Annotated in this window: 8 protein-coding genes; 4 read left to right on the forward strand and 4 right to left on the reverse strand. The window is 63.2% G+C overall.

The window, feature by feature from the left end; all coding sequences use genetic code 11:
- Positions 1-224: 224 nt before the first annotated feature.
- From serA to metG, 4 genes are all read left to right on the forward strand, one after another.
- Complete coding sequence (gene serA, locus QMG79_RS14295; RefSeq protein ID WP_283539294.1) at positions 225-1,820, forward strand: phosphoglycerate dehydrogenase; 1,596 nt, start codon at positions 225-227, stop codon at positions 1,818-1,820.
- Positions 1,821-2,032: 212 nt separating this feature from the next.
- The gene (locus QMG79_RS14300) at positions 2,033-4,825 is read left to right on the forward strand and encodes an ABC transporter permease (protein ID WP_283539295.1); all 2,793 of its coding nucleotides are present in this window, start codon (positions 2,033-2,035) and stop codon (positions 4,823-4,825) included.
- Positions 4,822-5,577: an ABC transporter ATP-binding protein gene (locus QMG79_RS14305; protein WP_283539296.1), complete on the forward strand. Its 756-nt coding sequence runs from the start codon at positions 4,822-4,824 to the stop codon at positions 5,575-5,577. The genes QMG79_RS14300 and QMG79_RS14305 overlap by 4 nt, the downstream gene beginning before the upstream one ends.
- 86 nt (positions 5,578-5,663) lie before the next feature.
- On the forward strand, positions 5,664-7,217 hold the full coding sequence (gene metG, locus QMG79_RS14310; RefSeq protein ID WP_283539297.1) for a methionine--tRNA ligase: 1,554 nt from the start codon (positions 5,664-5,666) through the stop codon (positions 7,215-7,217).
- A 234-nt stretch (positions 7,218-7,451) separates the two neighbouring features.
- On the opposite strand, the gene QMG79_RS14315 is transcribed toward metG, so the two are convergent.
- From QMG79_RS14315 to QMG79_RS14330, 4 genes are all read right to left on the reverse strand, one after another.
- The gene (locus QMG79_RS14315) at positions 7,452-10,013 is read right to left on the reverse strand and encodes an ABC transporter permease (RefSeq protein ID WP_283539298.1); all 2,562 of its coding nucleotides are present in this window, start codon (positions 10,011-10,013) and stop codon (positions 7,452-7,454) included.
- A 2-nt stretch (positions 10,014-10,015) separates the two neighbouring features.
- Complete coding sequence (locus QMG79_RS14320; RefSeq protein ID WP_283539299.1) at positions 10,016-10,825, reverse strand: ABC transporter ATP-binding protein; 810 nt, start codon at positions 10,823-10,825, stop codon at positions 10,016-10,018.
- A 101-nt stretch (positions 10,826-10,926) separates the two neighbouring features.
- Positions 10,927-11,613 (reverse strand): response regulator, encoded by a 687-nt coding sequence (locus QMG79_RS14325; RefSeq protein WP_502934755.1) that lies wholly within the window; start codon positions 11,611-11,613, stop codon positions 10,927-10,929.
- 218 nt (positions 11,614-11,831) lie between these two features.
- Entirely contained in the window at positions 11,832-13,013 is a 1,182-nt protein-coding gene (locus QMG79_RS14330) for a sensor histidine kinase (protein ID WP_283539300.1), read from the reverse strand.
- Positions 13,014-13,149: the final 136 nt, after the last annotated feature.

The raw sequence follows: 13,149 nt of genomic DNA on the forward strand, positions 1-13,149 counted from the left end.
CCTGCCCGAGGCCTTCGCTGGGAGATGGCCAAGCCTTCGCTAAAGACGGCGCGTAGCAATTACGCGTAGCAATTAAACGGACATGTCCGTTCGGGATAGGCTCAAATGAGAGCTTTTCCCGGTGCCGAAGCCGGATCCGGAATGAACTGGGTCCGGCTTCTGCCACGTAGAGCCTGATTCGCCAGCATCCCCACCTGAACATTAGAGAGCTAAAGAGGTCACCGGTGACAAGCACCAAGCCTGTAGTACTCCTCGCTGAGGAACTTTCGCCTGCCACGATCGAGGCCTTGGGCCCCGACTTCGAAATCCGCCGGACCGATGGCGCCGACCGATCCCAGCTGCTCTCCGCGATTGTGGATGTGGATGCCATCCTGGTCCGTTCCGCTACGCAGGTGGATGCTGAGGCGCTTGCCGCCGCAAAGAACCTCAAAGTTATTGCCCGTGCCGGTGTTGGCCTGGACAACGTGGATATCAAAGCCGCAACGCAGGCCGGTGTCATGGTGGTCAACGCGCCAACATCGAACATTGTCTCCGCCGCGGAACTCACGGTGGGCCATATCCTTTCCCTTGCCCGCCACATCCCGCAGGCCAGTTCAGCGCTGAAGAACGGCGAATGGAAGCGGTCCAAGTACAGCGGAATTGAACTCTTCGAGAAGAAGATTGGCATCATTGGCCTGGGCCGGATCGGTGCCCTGGTGGCAGCACGCCTGCAGGGTTTCGATACCCAGATCCTCGCCTATGACCCCTACATCACCTCGGCCCGGGCTGCCCAGCTTGGTGTCCAGCTGGTAACACTCGACGAGCTGCTTGCACAGGCGGACTTCGTGACCATCCACATGCCCAAGACCCCCGAAACGCTGGGCATGCTCGGCGCAGAAGCGTTCGCGAAGATGAAGCCCACCGCGTACGTGGTGAACGTGGCCCGTGGTGGCCTGGTTGACGAAGAGGCACTGTTCACGGCGCTGCAAGACAAGCAGATTGCAGGTGCTGCGGTGGACGTCTTCGTCAAGGAGCCCAGCACCGACCTGCCGTTCTTTGCGCTGGACAACGTCATTGTCACCCCGCACCTTGGCGCCTCGACCGATGAAGCCCAGGAAAAGGCTGGGGTCTCCGTGGCCAAGTCCGTTCGGCTGGCATTGTCCGGCGAGCTGGTCCCCGACGCTGTCAACGTTGCCGGTGGCATCATTGCTCCCGAGGTGCGCCCCGGAATCCCGTTGATCGAGAAGCTGGGCCGCGTCTTCACCGCACTGACCCACACCTCACTCACCCAGGTGGACATTGAAGTGGCGGGTGAGATTGCCGCCCTTGATGTCAAGGTCCTGGAGCTCGCCGCACTGAAGGGTATCTTCGCCGACGTCGTGACCGAACAGGTCTCCTACGTCAATGCCCCCGTGATCGCAGAGCAGCGCGGCATCAATACCCGCCTGATCACCACGGCCGAGGCGGAGGACTACCGGAACGTCCTGACGCTCCGGGGGGCCCTGAGCGATGGCAGCCAGATCTCCGTTTCCGGCACGTTGACCGGACCCAAGCAGGTTGAGAAGCTGGTGGGACTCAATGGCTACGACGTTGAAATCCCCATCAGCGACCACCTGGTTGTTGTCGCCTACTCCGACCGCCCAGGCGTGATCGGCACTATTGGCCACATCCTGGGCATGAACAACATCAACATCGCGGGGATGCAGGTGGCCCGCCAGGCCGAAGGCGGCAAGGTCCTGGCCCTGCTGACCATCGACAGTTCTGTCCCACAGCAGGTCCTGGACGCCATCAAAGCCGGAATCGGTGCTGACATGGTCCGCGAAGTAGACCTCGAGGACTGAGGCCGCCGCGCGCGGTCGCCGTGTGACACACCTCGTTTCTCCACGGCACGTATGATTGGCCGGTCTGCACAAATTGGCATGGTCCCTCACCGGGGCCAGCCACCGCAGGCCGGCCAGTCCTTTTACACCTACGGCCACACCCCACGGTCTTGCCCGTCCTGCAGTACTGCAGTGGTCCGGTGTGTGCCCACATCCAGCTTTCAGGGAGCCCCATGAACGCCCTCCAGAGGTTCGTCAGAAGCCGCGTGCTTCTGCTGACCGCTGCCATTCTGATCGTCACCATGGGACTCTCTGTCCTGGTCCAGGGCCAGTCGCAGGCCTCGCTGGACCGGACCGTGGATGAAAACTCACGTGGTCTCTACGACATTCTGGTCCAGGCCAAGGCAGGCTCTGGCGCACTGCTGCAGCCGGAAATCGCCAATGGCACCGGAGGCATCAGTTTTGACCAGCTCAACGGCATCCGGGACCTGGCAGGGACTTCCATTGCCGCTCCCATCAGCCTGGTATCCCGCGTAACCCAGAACCTTGAGGTACCCCGGCTCGACGCCATGGATTACCTGGGCTACAACCCAGCCCTGGCTGGCAGTGCAACTGCCGATCAGCCTGACGGTGTTGCTCCGACTGACTGGCCGGCGGCAGAATCCGTTTTGACAGAAGAGCCCAAGAAGTACCGCGTCACGGCCAGCGCCGTGAGCTCTGACGGGGCAAATGAACAGACCATGTTCAAATCCAGCTCCGAGGGCACCCTGGGCAAGTCCAGGCTGGTGGAGGAGAAGTCCAACGGCGGCACAAGCGTGCAGATCGAAAAGGCTGCGGGGGAGACTGGCATCAAGTTCCCGTCCCCGGCCGGGGGATCCGAGCACACGCTGTTCAACCTCTCCATCGCCCTTCCCATGGCCCCGGAAGTCACGGAATCGGTGGTGGCTGTTGACCCTGTTGCGGAGCGCGCGCTGCTCGGTGACGCCGGTGAGTTCCTCGCCCCGCTCGAAAAGGCACCACCTGCGGACGCCCGGAATGCTGGCGCCGTCGGACGTCACTTCGAGAGCCTCTTCACGCAGGGAATCACCACCAAGGAGCTCGAAGAAGGCCCAGATTTCCTAGGCGTCAAACTCAAGTACTGGGCACCGCTGATGTCCCAGTACCAGCAGGCAAAGGTCAGCGGAGAGCTCACCGAGGACTCCCAGGCCATCCCGCTGATTGTCCGTTCCGGGACTTCGCTGGACTTGCGCTATGACGTCAAGATCGAGGAAATCGACGACGCCGGCAAAGTGGTCCGCGATGTTGGCACCGCCAGCCGCTCGCTGGGTAGTGACTACCTCCCGTTCGTCTCCAAGTCACCCTTTGCGCTTTCCTGGCCAGGGTCCACCGACCACTCGGAACTTCTGGGCAATGCCGGAAACTTCAACCAGGGCCTCTACACGCCAGCGACTTGGAGCAACGACTTTGCTTCCGCTCCGCAGTACACGGACATGGGAACCGCGGCCAACGGTGCTGTCGAGAAGTCCGCCACGCCACGTGACTGGGTCACCGTGAACCGCCTCCCGGAGAAAAGCCAGGATGGGTCCCCGGTGGACCAGACCCAGCGCGCACCCGTCGATGAACGCTCCTACCGCGACAGCGTTGCCGAGGGCGACAAGGTAGCCGCGCCGCTTGCCATGGTCTACGGAACGTTTGATCCCGCAGCAGTCCAGGCCGCCGCCGGGGACGTCAACCGACTCCCTCTTGGAGGCTACGACCCCACTCCGATGACCATGGTCAAGAACGCCGCCGGGGACACTGTGGAAGCCAGCACCCTCAAGCCCTCCCTGAGCGCGACAGGGCTGGCCAGCCAGTCTGCCGGGGCCATCACCGACTACTACGGACTCGCTGCTGCCCGCGGCTTCGAAGCGAACACCGAAGTCATTGACGCCGTCCGGGTGCGGGCAAAAGCTGAAGGCAGCTGGAAGCAGGCCCAGCCCGACGTCGAGACCCTCGCTGATGAGATCCGGGACATGGGCCTGGAAGCAACAGTGGTGGCAGGCTCCGCCCGCGAGGACGTCAGTATCTTTGTCCCCGGATATTCCAAGGACGCCGCCGGCAAGGAATCGCCGCTGGGCACCGTGTCCCAGTCATGGGTCCGCCAGGATGCAGCTGGTGCGGTCTCCGGGTCATTGACCGGCACCAACACCACGCTGCTGTTCCTTACCCTGATTGGAGCAGCGCTGCTGACAGGAGCCTCAACCGTCAGCTACGTCCGCAAACGCCGCCGTGAAGCGGGAACGTTGCGTGCCATGGGCTGGACGCAGGGCCGCATCCGCACCTGGGTCCTTGAGGAGTTTGCCATCGGTGCAGCAGGGCTGGCCGCAGCCGGAGTTGTCCTGAGCCTGCTCAGCTGGAGCCTGACAACCGTCATTGTCTCCGTGTCCGTGCTGGTGCTCTATGCAGGGGCTGCATTCATTGCCGCCCAGCAGCTTCGGCACCGCGAGGTGGTGGACCAGGAACCGCAGCATGATGAGCGCCTGATCACCGTGGACTCGCCGCTGACCTTTGCGAACCGCCAGCTCAGCACCAACAGGTTCAACACCGTCGCCCTGGCCATTGCGGTTGGAGTGTTCGGGGCAGCAGTGGGAGGGCTTATCGCCCTGCTGATCGACATTCCCCGGGCTGCAGGAGCCAGTGCACTCGGTGGCCTCGCAGCGGCCAGCATCGCACTGCCCAGTATCATCCTCGCCGTCGCCGGCGTGGCAGTGGGCCTGATCCTGACGCTGGTAACGGGCCGCTTCGAACTGCAGGCCAAGCGACAGTACCTGGGGATCCTGCAGGCCATGGGCTGGAACCCGGACATGCTCCGGCAGGTAAGGTTTTTTGAGAACGCCCTGGTGGGCGCGTTCGCCCTGCCAATCGGTGTCCTGGGCGCCCTAGGCATTGGCCTGCTGCTGGCACCCTACGCCGCGCTTTGGGCAGGAATCGCCGGGCTCATCGCCGTTATTATCTGGATACCCGTAGCAACGAAAGTGGTCCAATGACACAGGAATCCGCACGCCAAAGGAACCGGGACCGCAGCCAGGCTGATGCTGGGCTGCAAACCAGGGCAAACACCATTGTCAAGGCCTCGGACCACGCCACGCCGCTGGAACTGAGCAGCCTTACCATCCGCTACGGCGGCGGAAAGAGCGGTGCAGAACCCGTCAGCGTGGTCGAAAACTTCGACCTGACCCTGCACGCCGGTGAGATGCACTGCGTGGCCGGCCGCAGCGGCTCCGGCAAGACCAGCATCCTCACTGTTGGCGCCGGACTGACGCTGCCGACGTCGGGCCGTGTCTTCTGGGAAGGTGATTCGCTCGAGAGCATGGACGACGACGAAATCGCCGACCGCCGTCGGGCCCTTATTGGCTACGTCGACCAGGGCGGTGCGCTGATTGACGGCATGAGCGCCCTGGAGAACGTCCTGCTGCCCGCCGTACCCGAGGGCGAGGTGGAACAGCGCCGCAGCATGGCCAAGGACCTGCTGGACCTGGTTGGACTGGGACGACGCATGCGCCACCGTCCCGAGCAGCTGTCCGGTGGCGAGCGCCAGCGTGTGGCCATAGCCCGGGCCCTGATCCTTGGCACGCGTGTCCTGGTGGTGGATGAACCCACCGCCAGCCTGGACCGCGCCTCCGCGAATAAGATCATCGGTATCCTCAAGGACACCTCCAATGATGGCATTGCAGTGCTGGTGGCCTCCCACGACCATGAGCTGGTCCGTCAGAGCGATACCCTTACCGAACTGATCTAGGCGCCCTTTCTCACGTCACCTCTTCCGCCGGACCGTAGTCCGGACGTTCACCCGTACGTTTCCCCGCACCGAAGGCAGCCCCACCCGTGACATCCGCCGAAAAAGCACCGTTCTATATCACCACCGCCATCACCTACCCCAACGGTGTGCCGCACATTGGCCATGCCTACGAATACATCGCCACGGATGCGATGGCACGGTTCAAGCGCCTGGACGGGCATGAGGTCATGTTCCTGACCGGCACGGATGAGCACGGCATGAAAATTGCCCAGGCAGCCGAAAAAGAAGGCATTACGCCCAAGGAACTCGTGGACCGGAACGCGGAGGTCTACCAGGGCGCCCATGCGGCGCTGGGCATCACGTACGACAGGTTCATGCGGACCACCGACGCCGACCACTACGCCGCGTCGCAGGCCATCTGGAAAAAGATGGAGGAGAACGGGGACATCTACCTGGACAAATACGAGGGTTGGTACTCGGTCCGGGATGAGGCCTACTACGTTGAGGACGAGACAGTCCTGAAGGACGACGGCGTGCGGTACTCGAAAGAGACAGACACCGAACTGACGTGGACAGCCGAAGAGAGCTACTTCTTCCGGCTCTCCGCCTACCAGGACAGGCTATTGGCCCTGTATGAGGAGCAGCCAGAGTTTGGGGCTCCGCAGTCGCGGTTCAACGAGGTCATCAGCTTTGTACGCCGCGGCCTGGAGGACCTGTCCATCAGCCGCACCACCTTCGACTGGGGCGTACCGGTTCCGGGCAACGACAAGCATGTAATGTACGTGTGGGTTGACGCGCTGACCAACTACCTCACCGGAGTCGGCTATCCAGACACCGACTCAGCTCAGTTCCAGAAGTTCTGGCCGGCTGATGTCCACGTCATTGGCAAGGACATTTCGCGCTTCCACGCCATCTACTGGCCTGCGTTCCTGATGAGCGCGGGCATTGAGTTGCCCAAGCGGGTCATGATCCACGGGTTCCTGAACAACAACGGCGTCAAGATGTCGAAGTCGTTGGGTAACGTGGTGGCGCCGGCTGATTTTGTGGAGCAGTACGGACTGGACCAGGTCCGCTATTTTTTCCTGCGCGAAGTGCCGTTCGGTGCCGACGGAAGCTACAGCCACGACGCCATTGTGGGCCGTATGAATGCCGATCTGGCCAATAACTTCGGGAACCTGGCTCAGCGTTCCCTGTCCATGGTGGCCAAGAACTGCGAGGCGCAGGTCCCCACTCCGGGCGAGTTCACCGAGGCGGACCATGCCATCCTGGGGCAGGCCAACGCCCTGCTGGAAACAGCACGTGCGGCTTTCGCCCGGCAGGAGTTCAGCCGGGCCCTCGAGGCAATCTGGGCTGTGCTGGGCGATACCAACGCCTACTTTGCAGATCAGGCGCCCTGGGTCCTGCGGAAGACCGACGTCGCCCGTATGAACACGGTGCTGTATGTGACCCTTGAGGTGCTTCGCATTGTCGCGATCCTGGCCCAGCCGGTCATGCCTACGGCTACTTCCGCGCTCCTGACCAGCCTGGGGCAGGCCGACGACGCGCGCACCTTCGCGGCATTGCCCACCCCGATTGTTGCCGGCACGCCCCTGCCCGCGCCGGCCCCCGTGTTCCCACGGTACGAGGAACCTGCCGCCTAGGGCGCATGACCAGCTAACTGCGTCACGCGACCTAGGTAGCACCACCCGGGTAGCACCACCCGGGTAGCACCACCTGGGTAGCGCCACCTGTTGTTGTGCGGCCATAGGCCCACTGTTGGCGCTACCGGATTGGGGGGAGTGGGCAGGGTGGAATGTCGGGCAGGGAGGATAGTCGAGGTGCCCGGTGGATTACCGGGTCGGATTGCCGGGAAGTCTGCTCCAGCCGCCGTGCCGCTAGCTTGTGGCCAGTCCCGCCACCGGAGAGAGCCGCGCGGCACGCCTGGCCGGAACCACAGAGGCGAGCAGGCCGGCGATAACTGCCACAGCGAGCACCCCCAGCAGTTGGAGCCACGGGATGGACGGCGTGACGTCGGCCAGGCCACCGAGTGCTGACATTGCACCAAGCCAGCCATAAACGACGCCCAGGGCTGAACCGAGAATCGCTGATACCGCCGCTACCAGTACTGCCTCGAGAGCCAACATGCCGCGCAACTGCCCCCTGGTGAGGCCGAGGGCCCGTAGCAGCGAGTTCTCCCTGGTCCGCTCCAGGACGGACAGCGAAAGGGTGTTGGCAACGCCGATGAGTGCGATCAGCACAGCCACACCCAGGAGGGCTGTAACAACCAGTAGCAGCACGTCGATGATCTGGTTGAAGGTCAGCCGTTCAATGGCGGCTCCGCTGATGAGACTTTCAGCGGTACCCAGGGTTTCGCCCACTGCCTTTTTGACTGCTCCCACGTCGGTGCTCGTGGGGGTTGTGCCAGAAGAATCCGCCAGCTTCAGCCAGACGGCTTGCCCAGCTTTCCCGGGACCCAGGTCCTGCGCGGTCGCGGTGCTCACCAAAGGCGGCATGTTCCGGGTTTCCAGGACGACGGCTGTCAGCTCCCGGGTGCCGTTGCTGCCGGTCACCGCCACAGGACCGGCGGTTGAGCCTTCGGGCAGGTAGATCTTCCCCGGTTCAAGGACCAGGCTGGCATCTCGCAGAACAGCCGAGGCCTGATCGGCAGGTAGTGCCAAAACTTCCTGGCCAGAGCCAAAGGTTTCGATGGTGCCCACAGCCGGTAGCAGCGCGGCGGTGTCTACACCGTCGATGGAACCCACTGCAGCGCGTTGGGCTTCCGTAAATTTCGGCGCATCTGGCTGATCCGCGGCGCCTGGTGTGCCGGAGGCGGTATTGCCGTCGAAGGCTGCAGATCCCTGCACCGCGACAGCCATATCGACCGGGTAGTTCTGTGCCAAGGCTTTGTCGAACGCTCCACGCGAGGTAGCGGCACCTGTCATCATCAGTGTTACAAGGGTGACGCCAATCAGCAGGGCAGCGGCGGTGATCGAGGTACGGCCTGGGTTGCGTACTGCATTGAGCGAGGCCAACTTCCCGGGCACACCTACGGGGGATGCGAGTTTGCCCACCAGGGACACCATCGAGGGAATGAAGAGAGATGAGCCCAGCAGCACGCCGCCGAAACTGAGCAACCCACCGCCGAATGCGAGAACCAGGTTGACCTGCAGGGCCCCCAAGACCAGAAGCGGGGTACCTGCCACCAGGAACACCAGCCCAAGAATCAGCCGGATGCGACCCTTCGAGTTCTTCAGGGAAGCGTCGTCCGTGGGGCGAAGGGCTGCCAGTGGGGCAACAGCTGTCGCGGCGCGAGCCGGGACGGAGGCCGCCACAAGTGTCAACAGAACGCCCACGCCGACTCCAGTAATGATGGCCAACGCCGGCACGGCCAAGGTTGCGAAAGTGTAGTCGGGTTGGCTGCTGGCCCAGCCGATCAGGCCCGCCATGAGTCCGATTCCCGCCAGCACGCCCAGGATCGAGGCGACGAGGCCAACAATCAGTGCTTCCAACAGGACCGAGTTGCGGACCTGGTGACGCCCTGCGCCCAGGCAGCGGAGTAGGGCTAATTCCCGGGTCCGCTGGGCTACGAGTACAGCAAATGTATTGGAGACCACCAGGGCCGCCACCACCAGGGCAATGGCGGCAAAGACCAGCAGGATGATGGTCAGCTGGTCCTGGCCGCCGGTCATGCCTGAGACCTGGTGGGTTACCTCTTCGTCTGCTGTGCGCAGGGTGGCGCCGTCCGCGCCAGCACCAGCCAGGGCCGAGACCAGGGCGGCCTTGGCGGTATTCGAACTGGTCTGTGGTGCCAGGACAATTTGCAGGCTGTCCACGCCGGGAGCCCCAGCCTCGTCACTGCTGTTGGCGGCCAGGGTATTAACAGTCGGTGTGAGCGCCACCAGTTGGGCCATGGAACTGGAGAACGGATCGTTGCTGGCCCGAAGGATTCCGGAGATGGTCACAGACACTTTCATGCCCTCGACACCGGGGGAGAGGGCCAGCCTGTCACCTATTGCGAGGCCGTAACGGTCCGCCGTCGTCCGATCCACGGCAATTTGGTCAGTCGACGCGGGAAGGGCGCCGCTGTCCAGGGTGGACGGTTCCAGCGCCTTGGGCGCCACGTTCCGGATTTGACCAAAAATGTCCGCTCCACCACCAAGGAAGGAGGCGTAGGCCGTCTGCTTGGCGTACAGCTCGCTGACGGCAGGATCGGCTGTGACGGCGTCCAGGGCGGCCTGGCCAAAGGAGGCACGCTGGCTGCCGTCACCGCTGGCAGGAGTGGCAACCAGGTCCGCCTTTTTGTAAGCCTCTCCGATGGAGGCGCCAAGGGATGCCTGGGTGCTGGAGCTGACCATCAGGGTCGTGGCGAGGAAAGCGACGGCCAGCATGACGGCAAGGCCAACGGCTATGAACCGCCTGCTATGGGTCCGGAGTTGGGACAACGCTACCTGCAGCACTGTTACGCCCCCAGCTTTCCAAGAGCAGCGAGGACCGATTCGGTGGTGGGATCTTCGATTTCGCCCACCAGGTTGCCGTCGCTCATCAAGACAACGCGATCCGCGTAGCTCGCGGCGACCGGATCGTGCGTGACCATAATGATGCTCTGGCCCATTTCCCGGCTGCTGCGACGCAGAAGGGATAGGACTTCACCGCCAGCCTGGGAATCGAGGTTACCTGTGGGTTCATCGCCGAAGATCACATCTGGCCGGGTCAGGAGGGCACGTGCGACGGCGACACGCTGCTGCTGCCCGCCGGAAAGTTCGTGGGGGCGGTGCCTGAGCCTGTCGCCAAGGCCGAGAGTGCTCACCACATAGTCAAACCATTCCTTGTCTACAGGCTTGTTTGCCAGCGCCAGGGGAAGGGTGATGTTCTGTTCGGCGGTGAGCGTGGGGACAAGGTTAAAAGCCTGGAACACAAAACCAATGCGCTCACGGCGCAACAGGGTGAGCTGCTTGTCGTTGAGGGCAGTAATGTCTGTCCCACCAACGCGGATCCGCCCGCCATCGACTGAATCCAGGCCTGCCAGGCAGTGCATCAGTGTCGACTTGCCTGAGCCCGAGGGGCCCATGATGGCCGTGAACTTGCCGGCGGCGAAGCTCAGGCTGACATCGCGAAGGGCTGTGACGCGGGTGTCTCCGCGGCCATATGTCTTGGCGAGGCTGGTAGCCTCCACGGCCGCGTTGGGACCTGTGAGATGCGGGTGGATCGGCTGGACCGCCGGGTGGGAATTCTGCCGGAGAGTCTGCGGCTGGGGTGCGGGATTTGTCATGCTTCCACGCTACGTTTTGGGCCCAGCCAAAGGATCGCCCCACAGGTTGGTTCTCCGCGGTATAGACCTCATCCCCTGGGGGGAGAAGCCCGCCTCCTGGCTCAACCCCTGGGACTGACAACGCCTGTCTCGTAGGCGATGACCACAATCTGTACCCTGTCGCGTGCGTCGAGTTTTGCCAGGATGTGTCCCACATGCGTTTTGACAGTGGCTTCGGACAGGAAGAGCCCGGCGGCGATTTCTGGGTTGGACTGTCCGAGGGCAATGAGTTCGAAGACCTCGCGCTCGCGGGCTGTCAGGCGGGCGACGGCGGCCTGATGCTGCGGCTGTTCGGCGCCATGGGAGCGCAGCATGGGAGCCACATGGTCCAGGAGCCGGCGCGTGGTGGACGGGGCAATGACCGCGTCACCGCGGTGCACGGTGCGGATGGCCTCCAAGAGCTCTTCCGGGGGAGCATCCTTGAGGAGGAAACCACTGGCGCCCGCGTGGATGGCGGCCAGGGCGTACTCGTCCAGGTCAAAGGTGGTCAGCACAACGATCTTCTGCTCCGCCCGGGCTGATCCCGCCGGGGCACCTGCAGCCATCTCCATCAACTGCCGGGTCGCTTCAATGCCGTCCATGCCTGGCATGCGCACATCCATGAGGACGACGTCGGCCGTATGGTTCCGGAGGGCCCGCACCGCGTCGGCACCCGTCCCTGCCTCAACAACGACAGTGAGATCTGGTTGGGAATTAATCAGCATCCCAAAACCGGAGCGGACCAGTTGCTGGTCATCAACCAAGGCCACCCGGATAGGCGCAGGGCCCGGTTCTATGGGTCCGTTGTAACCGTGCTGGGAAGGCAAAGTGGATTTACTGTCGCCAGTGTCCTGGCTGTGGGTGCTGGTGCTGGTGCTGTGCCTGTTGGTTCCATGACTGCTGGTGCCTTGGCCGTTCGTCCCAGCTCGCGATGATGGCTCCGAGTGGGGGTCCGCCCCTGGCGCCTGCGCGTTGTGATCGGACATGCTCAAGCCTCCGTATAGGGGATGTATGCGCAGACGTGCCAGCCGCCTCCGGTGGCCGGTCCGGCCTTCAGTGATCCATCGTAAAGGCTGATGCGCTCCTCCATGCCGCGCAGCCCGTTGCCGTCCGCGGACTGTGGGTCCGCAGCGGCGCCCCGGCCATTGTCGATGATGTCCAACTGCAGGCCGCGTGCTGTCCACCCTTGGCTGGTGGTGGCCTGGGCATTGGGACCTGCGTGCTTAAGGACGTTGGTCAAGGCCTCCTGGATCACGCGGTAGGCCGTCAACTCCGCACCGGAGGGCAGCTGCCTGCGGGGTTCGCCGGTCAGCTCGTACCGGAGTTCGAGCCCGGAGGCGCGGAATCCGAGGAGGAGTTCGTCCACGTCTGCGAGTCCAGGAAGAGGGCGCAGGGAAGCTTGGTCGTCCTGCCGCAGGACACCCAATAGCCGCCGCATTTCCGCCAGCGAACTGCGTCCTGTCGCGGCAATGGTTTCCAGGGTTTGCCGGGCAATGTTTGGATCCGCGGCCGCCGCATACCGTGCTCCGTCTGCCTGCGTGATGATCACGGAGAGCGAATGGGCGACGATGTCGTGCATTTCGCGGGCAATGTGGGAGCGCTCATCTGCAGCTGCCAGGGAACGTTCCTGCTGCTGTTCGATTTCCATCCGGTGCGTCTGTTCCTGCAGGGCCTGGAGTTGGAGCCGTCGCACCCTGGTGAGGTCACCTAGAGTCCAGACCACGGTAATCAACATCCAGATCAGGACCGTATACAGCGCGGCGACGGATAGATCCAGCACTCCTGATTCGGCGTTGCTGGTGTACGTGCGGGTGGTGAGCATGACGGCGCCCACGAGTCCCAGGACCAGCACCGAACGGCTTGCCCAGGCAGGGCTGTAAGCGGCAACGGCGTAGACAATCAGCGGAACAGCGATTTGCCCTGCCAGGGCTTCCGTTCCCGCTATCCACTGCACCAGGCAGACCGCGACGATTGCCGCCGCGGCGTGGACTGGTTTGGTACGACGCCAGGCGAGGGGTACAACCAGCCCGGTACAGAGAATGGCCTGCCAGGGCTGCCCTGCCAGGACATAGAGTGGGATGAAAAGTAGCAAGAGCAAGGCCATCCCGGTGAGGTCCACTTTGAACTGGTTGTTCCGAAACCACCTGTACAGGGCATGCCGTCTATTCACGCTAAAAACTCTAGTTTGCCGTGCGGTCCGGGACATCATGCCGAGGGTGGAGATTGAGGTCTTGGGTGCACCGTTTCTAAACCATCATCACGGGTTCGTATCCTGAGACAACTTGACCACAATGTGGATGCCCTGT

Origin of the sequence: Pseudarthrobacter sp. PS3-L1 (assembly GCF_030063285.1) — a bacterium.
GTDB lineage: Bacteria > Actinomycetota > Actinomycetes > Actinomycetales > Micrococcaceae > Arthrobacter.

What these genes read in the sequence shown, in the direction of transcription:
- QMG79_RS14300 (WP_283539295.1), top strand. Translation starts at nt 2,033, where the DNA reads ATGAACGCCCTCCAGAGGTTCGTCAGAAGCCGCGTGCTTCTGCTGACC.
- QMG79_RS14305 (WP_283539296.1), top strand. Translation starts at nt 4,822, where the DNA reads ATGACACAGGAATCCGCACGCCAAAGGAACCGGGACCGCAGCCAGGCT.
- QMG79_RS14320 (WP_283539299.1), bottom strand. Translation starts at nt 10,825, where the DNA reads ATGACAAATCCCGCACCCCAGCCGCAGACTCTCCGGCAGAATTCCCAC.